20 protein-coding genes, 1 tRNA gene and 1 riboswitch are annotated in these 23,100 nt (G+C 65.7%); of the genes, 18 read left to right on the top strand and 3 right to left on the bottom strand.

The features are described from left to right. Window positions 1–58: 58 nt before the first annotated feature. From LDB29_RS15795 to rsfS, 3 genes are all read left to right on the top strand, one after another. Complete coding sequence (locus LDB29_RS15795) at window positions 59–1,492, top strand: DNA recombination protein RmuC (RefSeq protein ID WP_099186390.1); 1,434 nt, start codon at window positions 59–61, stop codon at window positions 1,490–1,492. Window positions 1,493–1,681: 189 nt separating this feature from the next. After that, window positions 1,682–2,314 (top strand): nicotinate-nucleotide adenylyltransferase, encoded by a 633-nt coding sequence (locus LDB29_RS15800; RefSeq protein ID WP_255309038.1) that lies wholly within the window; start codon window positions 1,682–1,684, stop codon window positions 2,312–2,314. Window positions 2,315–2,326: 12 nt separating this feature from the next. Further along, window positions 2,327–2,716 (top strand): ribosome silencing factor, encoded by a 390-nt coding sequence (gene rsfS / locus LDB29_RS15805; protein ID WP_044661265.1) that lies wholly within the window; start codon window positions 2,327–2,329, stop codon window positions 2,714–2,716. Between the two features lie 49 nt (window positions 2,717–2,765). On the opposite strand, the gene LDB29_RS15810 is transcribed toward rsfS, so the two are convergent. Then, complete coding sequence (locus tag LDB29_RS15810; protein WP_193666736.1) at window positions 2,766–3,707, bottom strand: IS110 family transposase; 942 nt, start codon at window positions 3,705–3,707, stop codon at window positions 2,766–2,768. Window positions 3,708–4,037: 330 nt separating this feature from the next. Between LDB29_RS15810 and LDB29_RS15815 the strand changes: the two genes are divergently transcribed. Together LDB29_RS15815 and LDB29_RS15820 are read left to right on the top strand one after the other, a co-directional pair. Beyond that, window positions 4,038–4,460, top strand: a complete 423-nt coding sequence (locus LDB29_RS15815; protein WP_025549938.1) for a 23S rRNA (pseudouridine(1915)-N(3))-methyltransferase RlmH — start codon at window positions 4,038–4,040, stop codon at window positions 4,458–4,460. 154 nt (window positions 4,461–4,614) lie between these two features. Then, the gene (locus LDB29_RS15820) at window positions 4,615–5,850 is read left to right on the top strand and encodes a murein hydrolase activator EnvC (RefSeq protein ID WP_044661264.1); all 1,236 of its coding nucleotides are present in this window, start codon (window positions 4,615–4,617) and stop codon (window positions 5,848–5,850) included. Window positions 5,851–5,994: 144 nt separating this feature from the next. Here the strand turns inward: LDB29_RS15820 and htpX are convergent, their stop codons facing one another. Next, window positions 5,995–6,927 carry a zinc metalloprotease HtpX gene (gene htpX, locus LDB29_RS15825; protein WP_173676460.1) on the bottom strand — a complete coding sequence of 311 codons (933 nt, stop codon included), beginning with the start codon at window positions 6,925–6,927 and terminating at the stop codon, window positions 5,995–5,997. 104 nt (window positions 6,928–7,031) lie between these two features. Between htpX and LDB29_RS15830 the strand changes: the two genes are divergently transcribed. From LDB29_RS15830 to gltB, 9 genes are all read left to right on the top strand, one after another. Continuing rightward, complete coding sequence (locus tag LDB29_RS15830) at window positions 7,032–7,205, top strand: DUF1674 domain-containing protein (RefSeq protein WP_064485884.1); 174 nt, start codon at window positions 7,032–7,034, stop codon at window positions 7,203–7,205. A gap of 198 nt (window positions 7,206–7,403) precedes the next feature. Further along, window positions 7,404–7,832 (top strand): hypothetical protein, encoded by a 429-nt coding sequence (locus LDB29_RS15835; protein ID WP_025549941.1) that lies wholly within the window; start codon window positions 7,404–7,406, stop codon window positions 7,830–7,832. Between the two features lie 87 nt (window positions 7,833–7,919). Continuing rightward, the gene (locus LDB29_RS15840; RefSeq protein WP_025549942.1) at window positions 7,920–8,819 is read left to right on the top strand and encodes a UTP--glucose-1-phosphate uridylyltransferase; all 900 of its coding nucleotides are present in this window, start codon (window positions 7,920–7,922) and stop codon (window positions 8,817–8,819) included. A 111-nt stretch (window positions 8,820–8,930) separates the two neighbouring features. Beyond that, a riboswitch (yybP-ykoY riboswitch) is annotated at window positions 8,931–9,048 on the top strand. A gap of 94 nt (window positions 9,049–9,142) precedes the next feature. Then, a complete protein-coding gene (locus tag LDB29_RS15845) occupies window positions 9,143–9,721 on the top strand; it encodes a TMEM165/GDT1 family protein (protein WP_048577407.1) in 579 nt (192 codons plus the stop codon). Between the two features lie 103 nt (window positions 9,722–9,824). Next, a complete protein-coding gene (locus LDB29_RS15850; protein ID WP_099186393.1) occupies window positions 9,825–10,763 on the top strand; it encodes a complex I NDUFA9 subunit family protein in 939 nt (312 codons plus the stop codon). A gap of 157 nt (window positions 10,764–10,920) precedes the next feature. Then, window positions 10,921–11,730, top strand: coding sequence for an undecaprenyl-diphosphate phosphatase (locus tag LDB29_RS15855; protein ID WP_061939563.1), 810 nt, complete (start codon window positions 10,921–10,923; stop codon window positions 11,728–11,730). A gap of 165 nt (window positions 11,731–11,895) precedes the next feature. Then, entirely contained in the window at window positions 11,896–13,347 is a 1,452-nt protein-coding gene (locus LDB29_RS15860; RefSeq protein WP_025549946.1) for an NAD(P)-dependent oxidoreductase, read from the top strand. After that, window positions 13,347–14,057: a DUF2059 domain-containing protein gene (locus LDB29_RS15865; RefSeq protein WP_025549947.1), complete on the top strand. Its 711-nt coding sequence runs from the start codon at window positions 13,347–13,349 to the stop codon at window positions 14,055–14,057. Before LDB29_RS15860 ends, LDB29_RS15865 begins: the two co-directional genes overlap by 1 nt. Window positions 14,058–14,143: 86 nt before the next feature. After that, on the top strand, window positions 14,144–18,682 hold the full coding sequence (gene gltB / locus LDB29_RS15870; RefSeq protein ID WP_025549948.1) for a glutamate synthase large subunit: 4,539 nt from the start codon (window positions 14,144–14,146) through the stop codon (window positions 18,680–18,682). A gap of 9 nt (window positions 18,683–18,691) precedes the next feature. Here the strand turns inward: gltB and LDB29_RS15875 are convergent, their stop codons facing one another. After that, window positions 18,692–19,168: a hypothetical protein gene (locus tag LDB29_RS15875; RefSeq protein WP_025549949.1), complete on the bottom strand. Its 477-nt coding sequence runs from the start codon at window positions 19,166–19,168 to the stop codon at window positions 18,692–18,694. Window positions 19,169–19,317: 149 nt separating this feature from the next. On the opposite strand from LDB29_RS15875, the gene LDB29_RS15880 reads away from it, so the two are divergent. The 4 genes from LDB29_RS15880 (at window position 19,318) to LDB29_RS15895 (ending at window position 23,014) form a co-directional block, all read left to right on the top strand. Then, window positions 19,318–19,404 (top strand) — tRNA-Leu (locus LDB29_RS15880). A 305-nt stretch (window positions 19,405–19,709) separates the two neighbouring features. Next, window positions 19,710–20,495 (top strand): LPS export ABC transporter ATP-binding protein, encoded by a 786-nt coding sequence (gene lptB, locus LDB29_RS15885; RefSeq protein ID WP_025549950.1) that lies wholly within the window; start codon window positions 19,710–19,712, stop codon window positions 20,493–20,495. Between the two features lie 48 nt (window positions 20,496–20,543). Continuing rightward, window positions 20,544–22,058, top strand: coding sequence for an RNA polymerase factor sigma-54 (gene rpoN / locus LDB29_RS15890; RefSeq protein WP_099186394.1), 1,515 nt, complete (start codon window positions 20,544–20,546; stop codon window positions 22,056–22,058). 104 nt (window positions 22,059–22,162) lie between these two features. After that, the gene (locus LDB29_RS15895) at window positions 22,163–23,014 is read left to right on the top strand and encodes a D-amino-acid transaminase (protein ID WP_025549951.1); all 852 of its coding nucleotides are present in this window, start codon (window positions 22,163–22,165) and stop codon (window positions 23,012–23,014) included. Window positions 23,015–23,100 lie beyond the last annotated feature (86 nt).

Below are 23,100 nucleotides of genomic sequence, written 5' to 3' on the forward strand. Positions count from 1 at the left end.
GCTTGCGGCGGTGACGTCATGCGGCTAGGTTCACCTTTCGTTCTGCAAAGGGGCATATATGGACAGCCTGGCCGCCATTCTCATCATTGTCGCTCTGGTCGCGGGGCTGGCGATCGGCTGGCTGGCGCGGGGCCGGTCCGTGGCGCCGCTGCTGACGGAAAAGGCCGATCTGGCAGGCAAGCTCGACATGGCGGCGGCCCAGCGCAACGCCGCGATCCAGGAACTGGTGGTGGCGCAGGAGCGCGCGGCGCAGGCGGCGGATCTGGCGCAGAAGCTGGAGGCGGAGCGCGCGGTGCGCGAAGCGGCGGCGCGGGAACTGGCGGCCTTGCGATCCGACACGCAGGCGCGGGCGGAAGCCTTCGAAGCGCAGATCGCCGCGCTCAAGGATGCGAAGGAGCAGCTTTCGGCCCAGTTCAGCGAAATTGGCGGCAAGCTGCTGCACCAGGCGCAGAGCCATTTCCTGGAACGCGCCGACCAGCGCATGATGCAGGCCCATGAGAAGAGTGAGGCGCAGCTGAGGCAATTGCTGCATCCGGTCAACGAGACGATCCAGCGTTACGACCAGAAGATCACCCAGATCGAGCAGCAGCGGACGGAGGCCTATGGCATACTGCGCGGCGAGATCGAATCGATGAAGTCGGGGCAGGAGGCGGTGCGGGCCGAGGCACAGCGGCTGGTCGATTCGCTGCGCCATGCGCCCAAGGCGCGGGGCCGCTGGGGCGAGCAGCAATTGCGCAATGTCCTGGAGACATGCGGCCTTTCCGAGCATGTGGATTTCCGGACCGAGGTGAGCGTGGAGGGCGAGGACGGCCGGCTGCGCCCCGACGCGATCCTGCGCGTGCCGGGCGGGCGGGCGCTGGTGATTGACGCCAAGGTGTCGTTGAATGCCTATCAGGACGCCTATGGCGCGGAGGGCGAGGAGGAGAGGAAGCGGCTCCTGTCCGCCCATGCGGCTGCGATGCGCGCGCATGTCGAGACGCTGGGGCGGAAAAGCTATGCCGACCAGTTCGACGAGGCGCCCGATTATGTGATCATGTTCGTGCCCGGCGAACATTTCCTCTCCGCCGCGCTGGAGCATGATCCGCAGCTTTGGGACCATGCCTTCGGGAAGCGGGTGCTGCTGGCCACGCCGACCAACCTCATCGCCATTGCCCGGACCGTCGCGGCGGTGTGGCGGCAGGAGAAGATGGCGGATGAGGCCAAGCGGATTGGTATGCTGGGCAAGGAACTTTACGAGCGGCTGGCCGGTGCGGCGGCGTCCCTCAAGAAGCTGGGCAACCGGCTGAACGGGGCCGTGGCGGATTATAACAGCTTCGTCGGCAGCTTCGAGGGTCGCGTGCTGGTGACGGGCCGCAAGCTGCGCGACCTGAATATCGAGACGGGGGGCAAGGAACTGGAAGAACTGGAGCCCGTGGAGGCGCTGGTTCGCGAACCGTCCTCGGCTGAGGCCCTGCGGGCTTTGCCGGAGGCGCTGCCGGATGCGGCGGAGTAGATTTCCTGTGCATGGGTTAGGAGGCTAATTATTTTGGGGTGAAGCGGGATTCGGGAACTGGGCTGCTGCCGTCTCAGGAGTGTGGACCGGAGGAGGCCTGTTTATCGCTCGATCTATCTATTAGCTGGCTAAGCATCATGCCCACTCGGCAGGAAATTTGCTCCCGGCCCCGCCAAATGGCATGGGCGAATCATGAAACGCATCGGCCTTCTCGGCGGCTCCTTCAATCCGGCGCATGACGGGCATCGGGATATTTCCCGGTTCGCGATCCACGCCTTGCGGCTGGATGAAGTCTGGTGGTTGGTTTCGCCGGGCAATCCGCTGAAGCCCCGGGCCGGCATGGCGCCCCTCCCCGCCCGTCTCGCCCACGCCCGAAAAGTCGCGCGGCGCAACCTCATCCGGCCCACGGCCATAGAAACGCAGCTGCGCACCCGCTACACCATCGACACGGTGAAGGCCTTGCGAAGGCGCTATCCGCGCCACCGGTTCCTTTGGCTGATGGGGGCGGACAATCTCGCGCAATTCGGCCAGTGGAGGGACTGGCGCGGCATAGCCCGGATTATGCCCATTGCCGTGATCGCCCGGCCCGGCTATGATGAGGCCGCCCGTGGCTCACCGGCCATGGGCTGGCTGCGGCGCTTCGTCCGGCCCGCACGCCAGAGTGCAGCATGGACGGATTGGAGACCGCCGGCGCTTGTGCTTCTGCGCTTTCGCCCTGATCCAAGATCGGCGACCCTGCTGCGGCAGGCAGACCCCCTCTGGCATCGCGAATATGAACACAAACGCGTGCGCGACCCGCTCACGCGCCGGTTGATTGTCTAGAATGGAGCATCTTTGACCAGACCGCATCCTGCCAACGACACGGCTCATAATGCCGACAGCGTTGCCGCCCTGCATGACCTTGTCTTGAAGTCGCTTGACGACGACCAGGCGCAGGAAACCATCTCCATCCCCCTTGAAGGCAAGAGCAGCATCGCCGATCACATGGTGATCGCCAGCGGGCGTTCGTCCCGTCAGGTGGCGTCGATGGCGCAGAAGCTGGCTGAGCGGATCAAGCAGGCGACCGGGCGCTCCGCCCGCATAGAGGGCCTGCCCGTGGCCGATTGGGTGTTGATCGATGCCGGCGACGTGATCGTCCATCTGTTCCGGCCGGAGGTGCGCAGCTTCTACAATCTGGAGCGGATGTGGGGCTTCGTCGACGCGCCGGTGGCGGGAACCGCCTGACCCGCCGCTTCGACAAGCGCGTCCCGCCTTGTTAGAGTATCCGTGATGATCAAGCTGGAGATTGCGTCCAGCATCGATCGGCTTTGAGCATGGCGTTCGCGGTGACGACGAGCTTTCGCATGACGGCGGTGATGGCGATCTTGGCGGGCTTGCCGGCAGTAACGAGCTGCTGATATTTTGCCTTGAGATCGGGATTGTACCGGGCGGCGACGAGGGCCGGCATATAGAGAGCCTGCCGCACGTTGGCGCGTCCGCCGCGGATGAAGCTCTTGCCTTTCCATTGTCCGGACTGTCGAGCGACGGGGGCGAGACCGGCGAGGGATGCGGCCTGCTTGTTCTCGAGGCTGCCGAGTTCGGGCATGGTGGCGATGAGCTGGTTGGCGGTCAGCGTTCCGACGCCGGCGATGCTGGTGAGGATCTCATGCCGGCGGGCGAGCGCGGCATCGGCGGCGATCAGGTTGGTGATCTCGGTATCGAGCGCCTCGATATGCCGTTCGATCTGCTCGAGCCGCTGCCGGCACTGGCGCTTGAGGAAGGCGATGGTGAGGTTCTTCTCGCGATTCTTGAGCGCGGTGCGATCGCGCACGAGGCCGTCTCGGGCATTGATGAGCTCCGCTATCTGCGCCTGCTGTGCGCTTCGAGCGGGTCTGACCGGCGGCTGCAAGGTGGCCGCCATACGGGCCAGCAACATGGCATCGATGCGATCGGTCTTGGCCAGAATGCCAGTCGCCTGGGCGAAGCGCCGGGCGCGCTCCGGGTTGAGCTTCACGCAGGGCCAGTCGGCCAGAGCCGCCTCCAGCGCCCGATGATAGGTGCCCGTTGCCTCATAGGCGATCCGCTCGACCGGCCATTGTCGCAGCCAGGCGATCAGTGCCTTGTGGCCCTTGGCCGTGTTGGTGAACTGGCGCTCGACGCCGATGGGGTGAGCATAGCAATCGAGGCTCGCTTTGGAGATGTCGATGCCGATCGTCTGTGGTAGATTGTCGCTCATCTTTTCCGCTGTCCCATGCTTGTCATCCGGGTCCAAAACCCCGGTATCCGTTCGGGCCGACACGAAAAGAAAGGGGCGATCCTACTCTAACCCGGTCCCACAACGACCGGCGCTTTCACGATCCGTCCCCTTCCGCCCGGGCCGGGGTGGCCACCCCGGCCCGGGCAATCCAGCATGACCCAAACGGACCGCAATGTCATAAGACAAGCGCGCTGCGTTCAATCGGACGCAGGTCGCGCGCCCTAAATTTTCGTCGTCGCATCATTAAGCGGAAACCGGTTCCCACTTTTCTGCACGATTTTTCTGCACGATGCTCTAAGGGGGCAGACCATGCTCCTCCACATCATCGCGCGCGGAAAGATCGGGCGCTCGCCCGAGGCGGAACTGGTCGACCGTTATGCGAAGCGGCTGACCATGCCGTTCAGGATCACCGAACTGCCCGATCGGGGCGGCAAGCTGCCGCCGGCCCCGCCGGGCACCGTCACCGTCATGCTGGACGAAAAGGGCCGGCAGCTCAGTTCCATCGATTTCGCCCGCCGCATCGAGGGGTGGCGAGATTCCGGCAAGCGCGAATGCCGCTTCCTGATCGGCGCGGCGGACGGCTTCGACGATGCGGATCGGGACAATGCGGACCTGCTGATCGCCTTTGGCGCGATGACATGGCCCCATATGATGGCCCGCGCCATGCTGGCCGAGCAATTGTGGCGGGCCTGCTCGATCCTGGCCGGGCATCCCTATCATCGCGAAGGGTAGGGTCTGAAGTTTCTCCTGCTCTGAACAGGGAGTGCAAGAGCCGGGTTCCTGCCTGCGTAGGAACCTGCGGGAATGGAGGTTCTTTCATTCCGCCGGAACACAGCCTAGTCAGGGACGGTCGGCGCCGAACCGCGGAACCGGCAGGGGGTTTTGGTTGAAACGGACGGCGATCATCGCGGCCTTTCTTGCCGGCGCGGCAGCGCTCGCCGGATCGCGCCTGCCCGCCGCCGAGGGGCAGGCCATCATCCTGACCGGCACTGGCGGCACCAGCCTCAGCGAGGAACAGGCCGCCCTGAAGGCCGCGCGCCGCCAGTCGGAGGAAGCGCGGTCGCGCTCCGAACGGCTGGAACAGCAGGCCGCCGCCGCCCGCAACGAAGCCGACCAGGCCCGCCGCCGCGCCGCCGCCATGGCCGCCCGCATCCAGCAGGCGGAGGCGGACATACAGGCCGCGCAGGCCCGCATCGCCATCGTCGCCCGGCTCCAGCGGGCACAGGCCGTTCGCCTGGCCGCGAGGCAGGAGCCGGTCGTCCGCCTGACCGCAGCCTTGCAGATGATGGCGCAGCGGCCGCTGGCGCTGGCGCTGGTCCAGCCGGGATCGATCGACGACGCCATCCATATGCGCGCCGTGCTGGGGCAGGTGCTGCCCGTCATCCGGGAGCGGACCGCCGGCCTGCGCGCGGAACTGGAGCGCAGCCGCGCCCTGCGCGCGACGGCCGAGCAGGCGGCGGATTCGCTTGCGCAAAGCCAGCGGGACCTGAAGCAGCGGCAGGCGGCCCTGCAAAGGCTGGAAACGCAAAAGCGGCTGGCAGCGCAGGATTACAGGGCCAATGCCGATCTGGAAAGCGACCGCGCGCTTGCCCTTGGCGAGCGGGCGCGCGACATCGTCGACCTGATGGACAGGCTGGAGGAGGCGGGCGACCTGCGCGACCGGCTGGCTGCCCTGCCCGGTCCCCTGCTGCGCCCCGCCCGGCCCGATCAGGCGCGCGCGTCCGCACCGGCCCGTCCGCGCAGCCCTGGCGCGCCGCCGCCCTATCGCCTGCCGGTCGTCGGCCAACTGGTGACGGGCATGGGCGAAGTGTCGGAAGGCGGCGTCCGCTCACGCGGCCTGACCATCGCCACGCGCCCCGACGCTCTGGCCGTGGCGCCGACGGCCGGCCGCGTCGTCTTTGCGGGCCCCTATCGCGGCTATGGGCAGATCGTCATCATCGACCATGGCGGCGGCTGGACGACGCTGATCACCGGCCTGCTGCGCCTCAACGCCGCCGTGGGGGATGTGGTGCGGCAAGGCGATCCGCTCGGCAATGCCGGGCCCGGGCGGCCCAGCATCACCGTCGAACTGCGACGGAACGGCCGCCCTGTCGACATCGTGCCGCTGGTGGGCGCTGGCTGATCCGTCGCGCAAGTCGGGAGGTGATCCCCTGTCCCGGAACGGCGGCGCCAGAGCGCGCTGCGTTAAATCGGACGCAGGCCGCGCGCTCCACGGGACAAGCGGCTCGTGGGAACGGGGTGCAAGGATGCCAGCGGCGTGCGATGCTTAATCCCGGCGCAGCGGATCGAGCGCGCTCGACTTGCGGGCTTGGGTCGCTGCCGGGGACTGGACTGACGGGGATAGGGCGGATGCGCGCGGCGGCAGGGATGGGCCGCCCGCCATCTCCTCCAGCGCGGCGATGCGCTTTTCCGTCGCCGGGTGGGTGGAGAAAAGCTCGCTGACATGCACCGGCACGATATAGAGCTGGGCCGCGGCGGGATTGCGTTCGGCCACCGGATTGGGAATCGCCTCCGCACGGCCGGAAATCTTGGCGAGGGCGGAGGCGAGCGCGCGGGGATTGCCGCTGATCTCCGCGCCGGCGCGGTCGGCGCCATATTCGCGCGTGCGGCTGATCGCCATCTGCACGATCATCGCGGCGAAAGGCGCGACGATCACCGCCAGCAGCGTCGCGGCGACATTGCCATGGCCGTTGTCATGATTGCCGCCGCGGAAGAACAGGCCGAAATTGGCGAGCATGGAGATCGCGCCCGCAATGGTCGCCACCATCGTCATGATCAGCGTGTCGCGGTTGCGAACATGGCCCAGTTCATGCGCCATGACGCCCGCCACTTCGTCCCGGCTGAGCATCGACAGCAGGCCGGTGGTGGCGGCGACGGCCGCATGCTTCGGGTCGCGGCCCGTCGCGAAGGCATTGGGGTGCGGCTCATCGATCAGATAGACGCGCGGCATGGGGAGATCGGCGCGCCGGGCGAGGTCCGCGACGAGGCTGTAGAATTCGGGCGCGCTCCGCGCATCCACCTCCCGCGCATGATGCATCGACAGCACGATCCTGTCGGCGTTCCAGAAGGTGAACAGGTTCATGCCCGCCGCCACCAGCAGCGCGATCGCCGCGCCGCCGCCGCCGCCCAGCGTGTAGCCCAATGCCATGAACAGCGCCGTCAGCGCCGACAGCAGCATCACCGTCTTCATCCCACTCACTTGCGAAAGTCTCCTTTACGGCCCAGATAGCGGCCTTACTCTGAATATGGGGCGCCCTGAATATGGGGTGGCGATGACGCCCCCGCAATCGAAAGGATGGACCGATGGGAACCTTCAACGGCAAGCGCCCCGCGCATGTGAAGCCGCCCGCGCACCTTTCCAAGAGCCCGCCGGTGCCGCAGCCCGACCCGATCGACAGTCCCTCCCGCCATGACGAGTTATTGAGCCCCGTTCGCTACGGCGACTGGGAACGCAAGGGAATCGCTATCGATTTCTGATCCGGCCGCGAAAGACGGTTAACGGTTCATCGCTGTTTGGGCACAGTTGGCGATGGCCTGTGCCGCGGATGCGGGCGGCACCGAACACCCCCCTAGCCTTTTGCGCTGCAAAACGGGCAGGCTTTTATCCGAGCGGAAAGCATAACATACCGGGGCGCGGATGAAGTGAACGTGGTTGCCGAAGTCAATGTGAGGTCAGTGTCGGATTACGCGCCAGAGGATGCGGCGCTTCTGTGTGCAGTGGGTCGTCTGGTCTGTGCCTGGACGATGCTGGAACAGAGCCTGGAGGCGAAGATCGCGATGATGCGGGAAGCCATGGGGGATGTGCGGACCGTGGGTGCCCGGACCCGTCCGGGCATGACGAAGCTGATGACCGAACTGCGGACCATGGTGTCGATGCGGGACAGGCGCAATGCCGGCGCATTGACGGAAATAGCGGATATCGAGCGCGACATGCAGAGGATCGACCGGTTCCGGTCGCTCATCATCGGCGGCTTTCAGCAGCCCGCGCCCGGCGGCTTCACATGCCGCGATGCGCGGAACAATCAGACGCATGTCTCGCTTGAGCAACTCGAAGCGGAAATTGCTTCCCTCGAAAGGGTGGCGCAGCGCCTGCTGGCTGTCTGAACGGGTTAAGTAATCTTCCACGCTTGATCTTTATGCGGCGGAGGGCGAAGCCTTCATTCCGCGCGCGAGCCAAGAAACAGGAGCCTCATGTCCTACAAACCGATTCGCAAAGCCGTTTTCCCTGTCGCGGGTCTTGGCACGCGCTTTCTTCCGGCGACCAAGTCGGTGCCCAAGGAATTGCTGCCGGTGGTCGACCGTCCGCTGATCCAATATGCGGTGGACGAAGCGCGGGAGGCGGGGATCGAGCAGATGATCTTCGTGACCGGCCGCGGCAAGGGCGCGATCGAGGATTATTTCGACATGGCCTTCGAGGCCGAGGCGACGCAGCGCGAGCGGGGCAAGGACCTGTCCGCGCTGGACGGCACGCGGCTGTCGCCGGGCAATGCGGTGTTCCTGCGCCAGCAGGAGCCGCTGGGCCTGGGCCACGCCATCTGGTGTGCGCGGGACATTGTCGGCGATGAGCCTTTCGCGATCCTGCTGCCCGACGAATTCATGAAGGGCGCGCCGGGCCGGGGATGCCTGAAGCAGATGGTCGATGCCTATGACAGGGTCGGGGGCAATCTGGTCTGCGCGCTGGAAGTGCCGATGGCCGACACGCCGAGCTATGGCGTGATCGATCCGGGCCAGCGCGACGGCGCGCTGACCGAGGTGAAGGGACTGGTGGAAAAGCCCGCGCCGGGCACGGCGCCGTCCAACCTGATCCTGCCGGGCCGCTATATCCTCCAGCCCGAAGTGATGAAGATCCTGGAGACGCAGGAGAAGGGCGCCGGCGGCGAGATTCAGCTTACCGATGCGATGGCATCGATGATCGGCACCCAGCCCTTCCATGGCGTGACCTTCGATGGACGCCGCTTCGACTGCGGATCGAAGGCAGGATATATCGAGGCGAACCTCGCCCTCGCGCTGGACCGCGAGGATATGGGCGAGCATATCCGCAAGTTCGCATTGGCCGAACTGGGCGTCAGCGGGATCGCCGCCGCGGCCTGACAGGGCGATGGAGAGGAAAGGCGTGGCCGGCCGCTACGCCTTTCCCGTTTCTGCGGCGCGCGGCAACAGCGCCGGGCGGTCTTGCCTCTGCCGCCGATTCATCCTATGGGCCCCTGCGTCATCTGGGGAGTAGCCAGCCGTTCCCGAGGGAGCGGGCCGTTCGTCAACATATTTGGCCGAGAGGCCATGGCGGGCGGGATGCGGGAGACCTTCAACGTCCTTCCGCATCGGGCGAGACCAATGGCATCATCTTCTCCGTCCAGCCGGGCGGGAGGGGATGGTGGCATTGCGTCTTCACCTTCGCCCGGCCCGGACAGACCCTGATGGAAGCATTTCTCACCTCCACCGCCCTCGTCGCGCTCGCGGAAATGGGGGACAAGACGCAATTGCTGGCGATGCTGCTCGCCACCCGCTTTCGCAAGCCGGCGCCCATCATAGCGGGCATATTCGCCGCCACCCTGGCCAATCATTTCCTCGCCGCGCTGGTGGGCCATTCGGTCGCCGGCGTGCTGACGGAGCCATGGTTCCGCTATGCCGTCGCCGCCAGCTTCGTCGCGATGGCCGCGTGGACGCTGATCCCCGACAGGATCGACGAGGATGAGCCGTTGCGCGCGCCGTCGAAGGCGGGGGTATTCCTGACCACGCTGATCGCCTTCTTCCTGGTGGAGATGGGCGACAAGACGCAGGTGGCGACGGTGATGCTGGGCGCGCGGTTCGACAATGTGCTGGCGGTCACCGCGGGCACGACGCTGGGCATGATGATCGCCAACGTGCCCGCGGTGCTGTTCGGCGAGGTGCTGGCGAAGAAGGTGCCGATGCGCGCGCTCCAGATCGGGGCGGCCCTGCTGTTCCTGGGCCTGGGCCTGTGGATGATTGCTGATTTGCGGGGCTGGATCGGGTAAAGCAGTTGTCAGCGGGCCGCGGCTGTTGCAAGGGGATGGCGGAAAGCCATTCCTTATCGGATGACAGGGGATGCGCAGAGTCATTCCCTTTGAACAGACAGGCATGGGACGCGTGATGAAGGACAGTCTGGTTACGGTGTTCGGCGGCGGCGGCTTTGTGGGGCGGCAGGTCGCCCAGGCGCTGATGGCGCGCGGCGCCCGGGTGCGCGTGGCGCAGCGCGATCTGTCGACCGCCGTGCGCGTCAAGCCGCTGGGCGCCCTTGGCCAGACGCAGTTCGTCGCGGCGGACATCCGCAAGCCCGAAAGCGTCGCCCGCGCCGTTGCCGGCAGCGATATCGTCATCAATCTGGTGGGGGTGCTTTCCGGCGATTTCCAGGGTTCGCACCATGACGGCGCGGCGAACGTCGCCAGGGCGGCGGCGGAGGCGGGCGTCCAGGCGCTCGTCCACATCTCCGCCATCGGCGCGGATGCGCAGAGCCCCTCCGCCTATGGCCGGTCGAAGGCCGAGGGCGAGGCGGCGGTCAAGGCCGCCTTCCCCAATGCGACCATCCTGCGCCCCTCGATCATTTTCGGACCGGAGGACCGGTTCCTCAATCGCTTTGCGGAGATCGTCCGCATCGCCCCGGTGGTGCCGGTGATCGCCGCCGACACCCGGTTCCAGCCGGTCTATGTCGCGGACGTGGCGCAGGCCGTCGCCAACGCCGCCGAAAATCCCGGCGAGCATGGCGGCAAGACCTATGAACTGGGCGGGCCGCAGACCTATACGATGCGGGAACTCAACGCCTGGATCGCCAGGACCATCGGCCGCGATCGCAGCCTGTGGGCCGTTCCCGCTTCGGTCGCCTCGCTGATCGCCATGCTGCCGGGCGGACCGATCACGCGGGACCAGTTGTCCATGCTGGCCAAGGACAATGTCGTCGCGCCCGGCGCGGACGGGCTGGCCGAACTGGGCGTCGCGCCCACGCCGATGCCGGCTGTCGCGGAGAAATGGCTGGTCCGCTACCGCAAGCATGGCCGTTTCGCGGGCCGGGTTCAGGCCTGATCCGCCGGAATCCGATCAGCCGGACCGACATCGGGCCGCGACGGGCCGTCTTGCGCGGGCCATTCGCTTCTGCACAATGGGCGCAACGCACCCACCGCCCTCTCCCGCCCCGGGGGAGGGTTTCCCTTTGTTCGCCCCATAAGGACTGCATCCCTCCATGGACCTGCATTATCTGACAGTCATCCTGCTTGGCATCGTCGAGGGGTTGACCGAGTTCCTGCCCGTATCCTCGACCGGCCACCTGATCCTGGCGAGCGAATTGCTGGGCTATGACGCGTCCACCTGGGCGATGTTCAACGTCATCATCCAGTTGGGCGCGATCCTGGCGGTGGTGGTGCTGTACTGGCGCACATTCTGGGCGGTGGGCATGGGCCTGCTGCGCAGGGAGCCGACGAGCTGGCGTTTCCTGCGCAATCTGCTGGTCGCCTTCATTCCGGCGGCGGTGATCGGCCTTGCCCTGCATAATCACATCGAGGAACTGCTGGGCGCGCCGCGGGTCGTCGCCTGGGCGCTGATCGTCGGCGGCGTGGCGATCCTGGCGATCGAGCGGATGGTGAAGGAAAACCGGTTCCACGGCATAGCCGACATTCCCTTCGTGCGGGTGGTGGGCATCGGCTTCATACAGTGCCTGGCCATGATCCCGGGCGTCAGCCGGTCGGGCGCGACGATCATGGGCGCGCTGACGCTGGGGGTGGAGCGGCGCACGGCGGCGGAGTTCAGCTTCTTCCTCGCCATCCCGACCATGCTGGGCGCATCCGCGCTGGAACTGCTGAAGAATGGCGACAAGATCACCTCCGGCGCGGTGGGATGGGACAGCATCGCGCTGGGGTTCGTGGTGTCCTTCATCGTCGCCGTGCTGGTCATCAAATGGTTTGTGGGGCTGGTGTCGCGCCATGGGTTCGCGCCGTTCGCCTGGTACCGAATCGTCGCCGGAATAGCCGCCCTGCTGTGGCTTTCCCTGCGATAAGCCCGAAACGGACCTATTTAACGCAAGATTATTTCAGGAGCGGAGAAGTTCCGGAGGTATTTCCCGGAAAATAGGTCAATCATGCTGACATAAACCGCAGAATCCGCGTGACTCTGCGGGTTTTTCTGCTATGCGCTCCCTGCAAATTCATTTCAGGGACTCATCATGGCAGACAATCCAATGCTGAAATTCGTGGGAACGGGCCAAGCCTATCCCGAGAAGCGTTCGGCCGACGATCGCGCCGACGATTTTCTGGAAATCAGCCGCAGCTTCATATTGGATCGGGCGGAGGAACAGGCGTCGCGCTGCTCGCAATGCGGCGTGCCCTATTGCTCGACCCATTGCCCGCTGCACAACCATATCCCCGACTGGCTGCGCCTGACCGCCGAAGGGCGGCTGCGCGAAGCCTATGAACTCAGCAACCTGACCAGCACCATGCCGGAAATCTGCGGCCGCATCTGCCCGCAGGACCGTCTGTGCGAAGGCAATTGCGTCATCGAATTTTCGGGTCACGGTTCCGTCACCATCGGTTCGGTCGAAAAGTTCATCACCGACACCGCCTGGAAGGAGGGCTGGGTCGAACCGCTGGTCCCCGGCGCCCCCACCGGCCAGTCGGTCGGCGTGATCGGCGCGGGTCCGGCGGGTCTGACGACCGCCGAATATCTGCGGGTCGCAGGCTATGAGGTGCATGTCTATGACCGGCACGACCGGGCGGGCGGGCTGCTGACCTATGGCATTCCCGGCTTCAAGCTGGAGAAGGATGTGGTCATGCGCCGCATCCAGCGGCTGAAGGACGGCGGCATCGTCTTCCACGAAAGCTTCGAGGTCGGCCGCGACGCGACCATGGAGGAGCTGCGCGGCCGCCATGACGCCATCCTGATCGCGACCGGCGTGTACAAGCCGCGCGACATCAAGGCGCCGGGCGTCGGCGCGCCGGGCGTGGTCAAGGCGCTCGACTTCCTGATCGCCTCCAACAAGGCCGGTTTCGGCGACGCCGTGCCGGAACATGAGGACGGTTCGCTGCACGCCAATGGCAAGAAGGTCGTCGTCATCGGCGGCGGCGATACGGCCATGGACTGCGTCCGCACCGCCGTGCGTCAGGGCGCGACTTCGGTGAAGTGCCTCTATCGCCGCGACCGCGACAATATGCCCGGATCGCAGCGCGAGGTCGCCAATGCCGAGGAAGAGGGTGTTGAATTCGTCTGGCTTTCCGCGCCCATCGCCTTTGAAGGCACGGAGCATGTAACCGGTGTCAAGGTCACGAAGATGCGCCTTGGCCAGCCCGACGCATCGGGCCGCCGCGCGCCGGAACCCGATCCCGGCACGGAGCACACGCTGGAAGCGGACCTCGTCATCAAGGCGCTGGGCTACGATCCGGAGGAACTGCCCAGGCTGTTCGGCGCGGAGGACCTGTCCGTCACACGCTGGGGCACGCTGCGCGTCGATCACAAGACGATGATGACCAGCATGGACGGCGTGTTCGCGGCAGGCGACATCGTGCGCGGCGCTTCGCTGGTGGTCTGGGCGATCCGCGACGGCCGCGACGTGACCGAACATATGCACCGCTATCTCAAGGCCAAGGCGAAAGCGGCGGCCGGGGAAAGGCAGGCCGCCTGATGCGCGCCGCCCTCCTCCTCCTGCTGGCAACGCCGATCGCGGCTGAGGCGCAGACCCCGGTTCAGGCGGCAGCCGTCCAATCTGTCGATCCGGCACTGCTGACCAAGGCTCAGCCGATTGCCGCCGTCATCCTGCCCAACGGCACCATGGAAAAGATGATGGGGCCGATGATGCAGAAGATGATGGGACCGATGATGGACGGCATGACCAGGATGCCGATCCGCGAGTTCCTGAAGGTCGGCGGCCTCGACCCGGAACGGGCGGAACATCTGGGTGAAGGCACGATCGAGGAAATGATGGCGATCATCGATCCCAATTTCCGCAAGCGGATGGACGTGATCGTCAACAGCATGATGCCGGCCATGGGTCGTTTCATGGGACGTTATGAACCGGACATGCGGGAAGGCATGGCGGAAGCGTTCGCCCATCGCTACAGCGCGGCCGAGCTTGATCAGATCGGTGCGTTCCTGAAAACGCCCGTCGGCGCCAAGTTCGGCGCGGGCTTCATGGAGCTGGCCGCCGACCCGCATTATATCGGGCGGATGCAGAAGATCATGCCTGAAATGATGCAGGCCATGCCGGAGATCATGAAATCCTCCACGGCGGAACTCGCCAAGCTGCCCAAGCCGCGAACCTATAATGATCTGACGAAGGCTGAACGCGAGCGTCTCACCGCATTGCTCGGCGCGGACGCCAAGAAGGCCCACTGACAAAAGCGCCGGCGATGCCGGCAACCAACGGAATGACAGCGGCCTTACCCAAAGACAGGGACGGCCACAGGCAAGGGTAAGTCATCATGACCGACACCAATTTCATGGCCAGCCCCGAAGAACGCGCACGGATCGCGGCCGAGGGCATGTATCACCCGGAAATGGAAGGCGATGCCTGCGGCGTCGGACTGGTCGCCGCGACGGACGGCCGCCCGAGCCGTCGCGTGGTCGCCAGCGCCATCGACGCGCTGAAGGCCGTCTGGCATCGCGGCGCGGTCGACGCCGACGGCAAGACCGGCGACGGCGCGGGCATCCATGTCGACCTGCCGGTGCGTTTCTTCGATGACGCCATTGCCGACTCCGGCCACAAGCCGCTGCCCAACCGCCTTGCCGTCGGCATGATCTTCCTGCCGCGCACGGATTTGAGCGCGCAGGAAACCTGCCGCACCATCGTCGAGGCGGAGATCATCGACGCGGGCTACACCATCTATGGCTGGCGCCAGGTGCCCGTCGACGTCTCCGTCATCGGGGAGAAGGCGCAGCGCACCCGTCCGGAAATCGAGCAGATCATGATCGCCGGTCCCATGCCGGAAGAACGCGATCAGGCCGAGTTCGAAAAGGACCTCTACCTCATCCGCCGCCGGATCGAGAAGAAGGTGATCGCCGCGCAGATTCAGGATTTCTACATCTGCTCGCTGTCGTGCCGCTCGATCATCTACAAGGGCCTGTTCCTCGCGGAATCGCTGTCGGTCTTCTATCCCGACCTGCAGGACGAGCGGTTCGAGAGCCGGGTCGCGATCTTCCACCAGCGCTATTCGACCAACACCTTCCCGCAATGGTGGCTGGCCCAGCCGTTCCGCACGCTCGCGCATAATGGTGAGATCAACACCATCCGCGGCAACAAGAACTGGATGAAGAGCCACGAGATCAAGATGGCTTCGCTCGCCTTCGGTGAGCAGTCGGAGGACATCAAGCCGGTGATCCCGGCGGGCGCGTCCGATACGGCCGCGCTCGACGCCGTGTTCGAAGCCATCTGCCGTTCGGGCCGCGACGCGCCGACCGCGAAGCTGATGCTCGTGCCCGAAGCCTATCAGTCGGCCAGCGCCGAACTGCCCCAGGCGCATGCGGACATGTATGAATATCTCGCCTCCGTGATGGAGCCGTGGGACGGCCCCGCCGCGCTGGCGATGACCGACGGCCGCTGGGTCGTGGCGGGCGTCGACCGCAATGCGCTGCGCCCGCTGCGCTACACGCTGACCGGCGACAATCTGCTGATCGTGGGTTCGGAAACCGGCATGGTCGTCGTGCCCGAAACCACCATCGTGCGGAAGGGCCGTATGGGTCCGGGCCAGATGATCGCCGTCGACCTGCAGGAAGGCACGATCTACGACGATCATGAGATCAAGGACCAGATTGCGGGCGAGCGCCCCTATTCGGAACTGATCAAGGACTTCATGACGGTCAATGATCTGGGCGATGTGCCCAGTGCCCTGCCTTCATGGGACAAGGCCGAACTGACGCGCCGTCAGGTCGCCGCCAACCTGACGCTTGAAGACATGGAGCTGATCCTCGCGCCGATGGTCGAGGATGCGAAGGAAGCCGTCGGATCGATGGGCGACGACACGCCGCTGGCCGTCATTTCCGACAAGCCGCGCACGGTCAGCCATTTCTTCCGCCAGAATTTCAGCCAGGTCACCAACCCGCCGATCGATCCGCTGCGGGAACGCTATGTCATGAGCCTGAAGACGCGCTTTTCCAACCTCCACAACATATTGGAGCAGGACGCGCAGAACAGCCATGTGCTGGTGCTGGATTCGCCGGTGCTGACCTCTTCCGAATGGGCGAAGCTGAAGGGGCATTTCGGCCCTGCGGTGGCCGAGATCGACTGCACCTTCCCGGCCGAGGGCGGGCAGGAGCAGTTGCGCGCCGCCATCGCCCGCATCCGGGAGGAAGCGGAACAGGCCGTGCGCGAAGGCCGCACCGAAATCTTCCTGACCGACGAGCATGTCAACGCCGACCGCGTCGCCATCGCCGGCGTGCTGGCGGCGGCGGCGGTGCATACGCATCTCGTCCGCAAGGGCCTGCGCAGCTATGCGTCGATCAACGTGCGCTGCGCCGAAGCGCTCGACACCCATTATTTCGCGGTGCTGATCGGCGTCGGCGCGACCACGGTGAACGCCTATCTGGCCGAAGCCAGCATCGCCGACCGCCATGCGCGGGGGCTGTTCGGCGATCTGACGCTGGACGCCTGCTTCGAACGCTATCGCATCGCCATCAACGAAGGCCTGCTGAAGATCATGTCCAAAATGGGCATCGCGGTCATCAGCAGCTATCGCGGCGGCTATAATTTCGAAGCGGTGGGCCTCAGCCGCGCGCTGGTCAACGACCTGTTCCCCGGAATGCCCGCGAAGATTTCGGGCGAGGGCTATCAGTCGCTCCACTACAGCGCGAAGCTGCGCCACGACACCGCCTATGACAGCGCCATCGTGCGCCTGCCGGTAGGCGGCTTCTACCGCCAGCGCAATGGCGGCGAGACGCACGCCTATTCGGCGCAGCTCATGCACCTGTTGCAGACCTCGGTCGCGACCGACAGCTATTCGACCTATCTGCAATTCTCGCGCGGCGTGCGCGATTTGCCGCCGGTCTATCTGCGCGACCTCTTGGAATTCAACTTCGCCCGCGAGGCGGTGCCGATCGACGAGGTCGAGGCGACCACCGAGATCCGCAAGCGCTTCGTGACGCCGGGCATGTCGCTGGGCGCGCTCAGCCCCGAAGCGCATGAGACGCTGGCCATCGCCATGAACCGCATCGGCGCCAAGGCCGTGTCGGGCGAAGGCGGCGAGGATGCGAACCGCTTCAAACCCTATGAGAATGGCGACAACGCCAATTCAGTGATCAAGCAGATCGCGTCGGGCCGCTTCGGCGTCCATGCGGAGTATCTGGGGTCGGCCGAGGAAATCGAGATCAAGGTCGCGCAGGGTGCCAAGCCCGGCGAGGGCGGCCAGCTCCCCGGTTTCAAGGTGACCGAGTTCATCGCCAAGCTGCGTCACGCGACGCCGGGCGTGACGCTGATCTCGCCGCCGCCGCACCATGACATCTACTCGATCGAGGATCTCGCGCAGCTCATCTACGACTGCAAGATGATCAATCCCCGCGCCCGCGTCTGCGTCAAGCTGGTCAGCCAGGCGGGCATCGGCACCGTGGCGGCGGGCGTGGCGAAGGCCCACGCAGACGTCATCCTGGTCGCGGGCCATGTCGGCGGCACCGGCGCTTCGCCGCAGACGTCGGTCAAATATGCGGGCACGCCCTGGGAAATGGGCCTCAGCGAAGCCAATCAGGTGCTGACGCTCAACGGCCTGCGCCATCGGGTGAAGCTGCGTACCGACGGCGGGCTCAAGACCGGCCGCGACATCGTGATCGCGGCGATATTGGGCGCGGAAGAGTTCGGCATCGGCACACTGTCGCTGGTCGCCATGGGCTGCATCATGGTGCGCCAGTGCCACAGCAACACCTGCCCCGTCGGCGTCTGCGTGCAGGACGAGCGCCTGCGCGAAAAATTCACCGGCACGCCGGAGAAGGTCATCAACCTCATGACCTTCATCGCGGAGGAAGTGCGCGAGATTCTGGCGCGTCTGGGCTATCGCAGCCTGGACGAGGTGATCGGGCGGACCGAACTGCTGAAGCAGGTCAATCGCGGCGCCGAGCATCTGGACGATCTGGACCTCAACCCGATCCTCGCCAAGGTGGATGCGCCCGACGACCAGCGCCGTTTCAGCCTGACGGAATGGCGCAACCCGGTGCCCGACAGCCTTGACGCGCAGATGATGAAGGACGCCCGCGCGGTGTTCGAACGCGGCGAGAAGATGCAGCTCACCTATACGGTGCGCAACACGCATCGCGCCGTGGGCACCCGCCTGTCGGCCGCCGTCACGGAGAAGTTCGGCATGTCGACGCTGGCGGACGGCCATCTGACCGTGCGGCTGCGCGGTTCGGCCGGCCAGTCCCTGGGCGCCTTCCTGTGCAAGGGCATCAAGCTGGAGGTCTTCGGCGACGCCAACGACTATGTCGGCAAGGGGCTGTCGGGCGGCATCATCACGGTGCGCACCACGGTGTCCTCGCCGCTGTCGAGCAAGGACAACACCATCATCGGCAACACCGTGCTCTACGGCGCGACCAGCGGGAAGCTGTTCGCGGCGGGACAGGCCGGGGAACGCTTCGCCGTCCGCAATTCGGGCGCTCAGGTGGTGGTCGAGGGCTGCGGCGCGAACGGCTGCGAATATATGACCGGCGGCACCGCGGTCATCCTGGGCAGAACCGGCGCCAATTTCGGCGCGGGCATGACGGGCGGCATGGCCTTCATCCTGGACGAGGACGGCAGCTTCCCGACACGCGCCAATCCGGAAAGCATCGTCTGGCAGCGGCTGGAAAGCGCCCATTGGGAGGCGGAGCTGAAGGCGCTGATCGCCCAGCATGCGGTGGCGACCGACAGCAAATGGTCGAACACGATCCTGGACGATTGGGACCGCTGGCGCCGCTACTTCTGGCAGGTCTGCCCGAAGGAAATGGTGAACCGCCTCGCCCATCCGCTGAGCGATGCGCCGACGCAGGTCGTTGCCGCCGAATAAGCGGCCGGTTCAGTAAGACAGGGCAGCGTCCGCCGGGGCTTCCTCGGCGGACGTTCTGCTTTCGGGCGCCTGCGCGATCCGGACGGGCTGGAAACTGCCTGCGCTCTCGCCATCGGCGAATCTTTCGATGGAGGCCGGCCACGTTCGGACGGTCTGGGGCGGTTCGGCATGATCAGGCGCCATCTCGTCCCCCTGCGCCGCATAATCGCGCACAACAGGATCGTTCATTCCGTCCCAGCCAGCCATGTCGGCCGCCATCTGCCTGTCCGCAAGCGTCGGACCGCAGCCGTCGCAGCGAACGATGGCGGGGCCGGTCAGATCGGCCGACCCCATGTCGTAACCGGTCCCGTCGGGACTGACCGCCTGCGGCAAGGAGGTTTCGGTTCCAGGCCTGGGCTGTGTCGTGGCGTACAGGCCCAGACCGAAGCCGCCGGTCAGCGCCACCCCGGCACATGCACATGAAAACAACCAGAAACGCGCGGACATGGGGCAACCCTTCCTCTATCCTTCACCCGCCCCCTGACTTTCTCCGACCAAAACAACGCAAATGAAGATCGGTTGTTGCATGAGGAAAAAGCCTTTGCTAAGGGCCGCCTCCTACCAAGGCACCGGCCCCGCCGGTTCCCGGAAAATGTGCGGTCGTGGCGGAATTGGTAGACGCGCAACGTTGAGGTCGTTGTGGCCGAAAGGCCGTGGAAGTTCGAGTCTTCTCGACCGCACCATTTTCCTTGAGATCCAATAGTCTCATCATCGCCAAGTTCGGAAACGCAGCGATGCGTATGCGGGCAGCATATGGTTGGCTGGTTGGAAAATATTGCCGGGCGCGCTCGCCAACCGAGGATGCTTCCCGCCATCGTCATTGAAAGCGCCACCGCCAGTCCCAATCTTGCGGCCTTTCACAGCCCTAAAAGGCGCATGGAACCATTTTCCCCTTGCCCCGGCGGCGATCCCATGCACAAAGCTTGCCAATTGCCGCGCGGGTCATGGAATCAACCCGCAAGAAGCATGCGGCAGCAAGGATGACGTGATGGACGACGTGATGATGCAGGACCGCTCAGCCCCGGCATCGCCCCTTCCCCCGCAGGAAGTGGGAGAAGGCCTGTCCGTCATCTCCATCGCCAAAAGCTATGACAAGCGCGTCGTGCTGGCCGATGTGTCGCTGACCGTCGGCAAGGGCGAGGTGGTCGGCCTGCTCGGCCCCAATGGCGCGGGCAAGACGACCTGCTTCTATTCGGTGATGGGGCTGGTGCGGCCGGACCATGGCCGCATCGTGCTGGACGGGCAGGACATCACCGGCCTGCCCATGTACCGCCGGTCGATATTGGGGCTGGGCTATCTGCCGCAGGAAACATCGATCTTCCGCGGCCTGACCGTGGCGCAGAATATCGGCGCGGTGCTGGAACTGGCGGAACCGGACAGGGCGGCGCGGCAGGCGCGGCTGGAACAGTTGCTGGAGGAATTCGGCCTGACCCGGCTGCGCGATTCCTCCGCCATGGCGCTGTCGGGCGGCGAGCGGCGGCGGTGCGAGATCGCCCGCGCTCTGGCGGCCAATCCGTCGATCGTGCTGCTGGACGAGCCGTTCGCGGGCATCGATCCGCTGTCCATCGCGGATATTCGCGACCTGGTGAAGCAGTTGAAGACGCGCGGCATCGGCGTCCTCATCACCGACCATAATGTCCGCGAGACGCTGGAGATCGTGGACCGCGCCTGCATCATTTATGACGGCAAGGTGCTGTTCGCGGGCAGCCCGACGGAGCTGGTCGCCAATGCCGATGTGCGTCGGCTCTATCTGGGCGAGAATTTCTCGCTCTGACATGGGCGGCGGGCGGGTCCTTCCTGACGGCGGCGAGGGGGAAGGCTGATGGCGCTCGCGCCCCGTCTCGACCTGCGGCAGAGCCAGTCGCTGGTGATGACGCCGCAGCTTCAGCAGGCGATCAAGCTGCTGGCGCTGTCCAATCTGGAGATCGAGGCGTTCGTCGCGGGCGAACTGGAAAAGAACCCGTTATTGGAATCCGGCGGAGCGGATGATTTCGCGCCGCCCGCCGACGGCGTGGACCGGGCGGCGGAACAGCATGACCTGCGCGCCGAGACCGGGGACGCTGACCAGTTGATCGGCCAGGGCCTGGGCGGCGCGGATTCGCCGCTGGACGTCGACTATAGCGCGGAGACCTTCATCGACGATGGGCCGGGCGACCGGATGGCGACGGCGGCCATCGGTTCCGGCGGCATGGACCTGCTGTCCGGCGGCAGCGGCGAGGCGCCGGATTTCGACAGCTTCGCCAATCCGGAGCAGGGCCTTCAGGAACATCTGATGGATCAGGCCCGCAGCGCGCTGTCGGGCATGGACCTGATGATCGCCGCGCAACTGATCGGGCAGATCGACGAGGCCGGCTATCTGGAGGCCAATCTGCTGGAGACCGCCCATGGCATGGGCGTGCCGCTTTATCAGGTCGAGCAGGTGCTGGCGGTGATCCAGGGTTTCGATCCGACGGGGGTCGGGGCGCGGTCGCTGTCGGAATGCCTGGCATTGCAGGCCAAGGAGGTCGATCGCTACGATCCCTGCATGGCGAAGCTGCTCGCCAATCTGGACCTGCTCGCCAAAGGTGCCCTCCCCCAGTTGCGCCGGATCTGCGGCGTGGATGAGGAGGATATGGCGGACATGATCCGCGAGCTGCGCGGCTATGATCCCAAGCCCGGCCTGCGCTTTTCCACCGAGAGCGCGGCGCCGGTGACGCCCGACCTGTTCGTGCGGCCGACGCGGGAGGGCTGGGCGATCGAGGTCAACAGCGCCACCCTGCCCCGCGTGCTGATCAACCGGACCTATTATGTCGAGCTGGCGTCCGGTCCGCAGGACAAGACGTCCAAGGCCTGGCTGGCCGACTGCCTCGCCAGCGCCAACTGGCTGGTGAAGGCGCTCGACCAGCGGCAGAAGACCATCATCAAGGTCGCGAGCGAGATCGTCCGCCAGCAGGAGGATTTCTTCCGCAAGGGCGTGGAGCATCTGAAGCCGCTGACGCTGAAGGCCGTGGCCGATGCGATCCAGATGCATGAATCGACCGTCAGCCGGGTGACGTCGAACAAATATCTGTCCTGCCCGCGCGGGCTTTACGAACTCAAATATTTCTTCACCAGCGGCGTTTCTGCGGCCGGGGGCGACGGCGCGGTGTCGGCTGAGGCAGTCAAGAGCCACATCAAGGCGCTGATCGCGGCGGAGACGCCCGACGCCATCTTGTCCGACGACACGCTGGTCGACCTGCTGCGCGCCAAGGGCATGGACATCGCCCGCCGCACCGTCGCCAAATATCGCGAGGCGATGGGGATCGGGTCATCGGTGCAGCGGCGGCGGCAGAAGGCGTTGCGCGGGCAGGCGGCTTAGCGCGGGTTTAGGGGAGAGGGTACAAATCCGCTCATAAGCTTGACCCGGCCAACACAAGCGGCAACATCAGCCATCTATTCCCTCAAGGATTTCATCGTCATCCCATGTCCATCGCCTATCTGAACGGCCGCTTCCTGCCGCTGGAGCAAGCCCAGGTCTCCGTGCTGGATCGCGGTTTCCTGTTCGCGGACGGCATTTATGAGGTCGCGGCGGTGATCGACGGCAAGCTGGTCGACAGCGCGTCCCATCTCGCCCGGCTGGAGCGGTCCACCCAAGCGATCGGCATCGCCCTGCCCCTCTCCCTGACGGAGATCGAGGCGGCACAGAAGGAACTGGTGGCGCGCAATGCGCTGGCCGAAGGGCTGGTCTATCTCCAGATCACGCGCGGCGCCGATGCGACCCGCGATTTCCTGCCCTCGCCCGGCATCCAGCCCACGCTGGTCATGTTCGTCCAGGCCAAGCCTTTCCTCGACGTGCCCGCCGTGCGCAACGGGATCGCGGTCGCGACCATGCCCGACCTGCGCTGGGCGCGGCGCGACATCAAGAGCGTCGGCCTGCTCGCCCAGGCCATGGCCAAGCGCGCCGCCGCCGAAGCAGGCGCGCAGGAGGCCTGGATGGTCGAGGACGGCTTTGTCACGGAGGGGGCTTCGTCCACCGCCTTCATCGTGACGGAGGAGGGCATCGTCACCCGGCCCTATAGTCAGGCGGTGCTGGCGGGCTGCACCGGCGCGGCGCTGACCGCGCTGGCGGAGGAAAGCGGCATCGCCATCGTCCGCCGTCCCTTCACCGTTGCGGAAGCGTTGGCGGCGAAGGAAGCCTTCATCACCAGCGCGTCGACGCTCTGCCAGTCGGTGGTGCGGATCGACGGCCGGGCCATCGGGGACGGCAAGCCCGGCCCGCTCGCGATGCGGCTGCGCACGCTCTATATCGACTTTGCGCGGCGCACCGCTGTCTGAGCAAAAGGCGGTTTGAGCAAAAGAACGCGCAAAACTTGATCCGTTTCGGATGAACTAAGGGAATGCCGCCATTCCCGCCATTTCGG

The sequence above is a fragment of the Sphingobium sp. CFD-2 genome, assembly GCF_024611135.1.
Taxonomy (GTDB): Bacteria; Pseudomonadota; Alphaproteobacteria; order Sphingomonadales; family Sphingomonadaceae; genus Sphingobium; species Sphingobium fuliginis.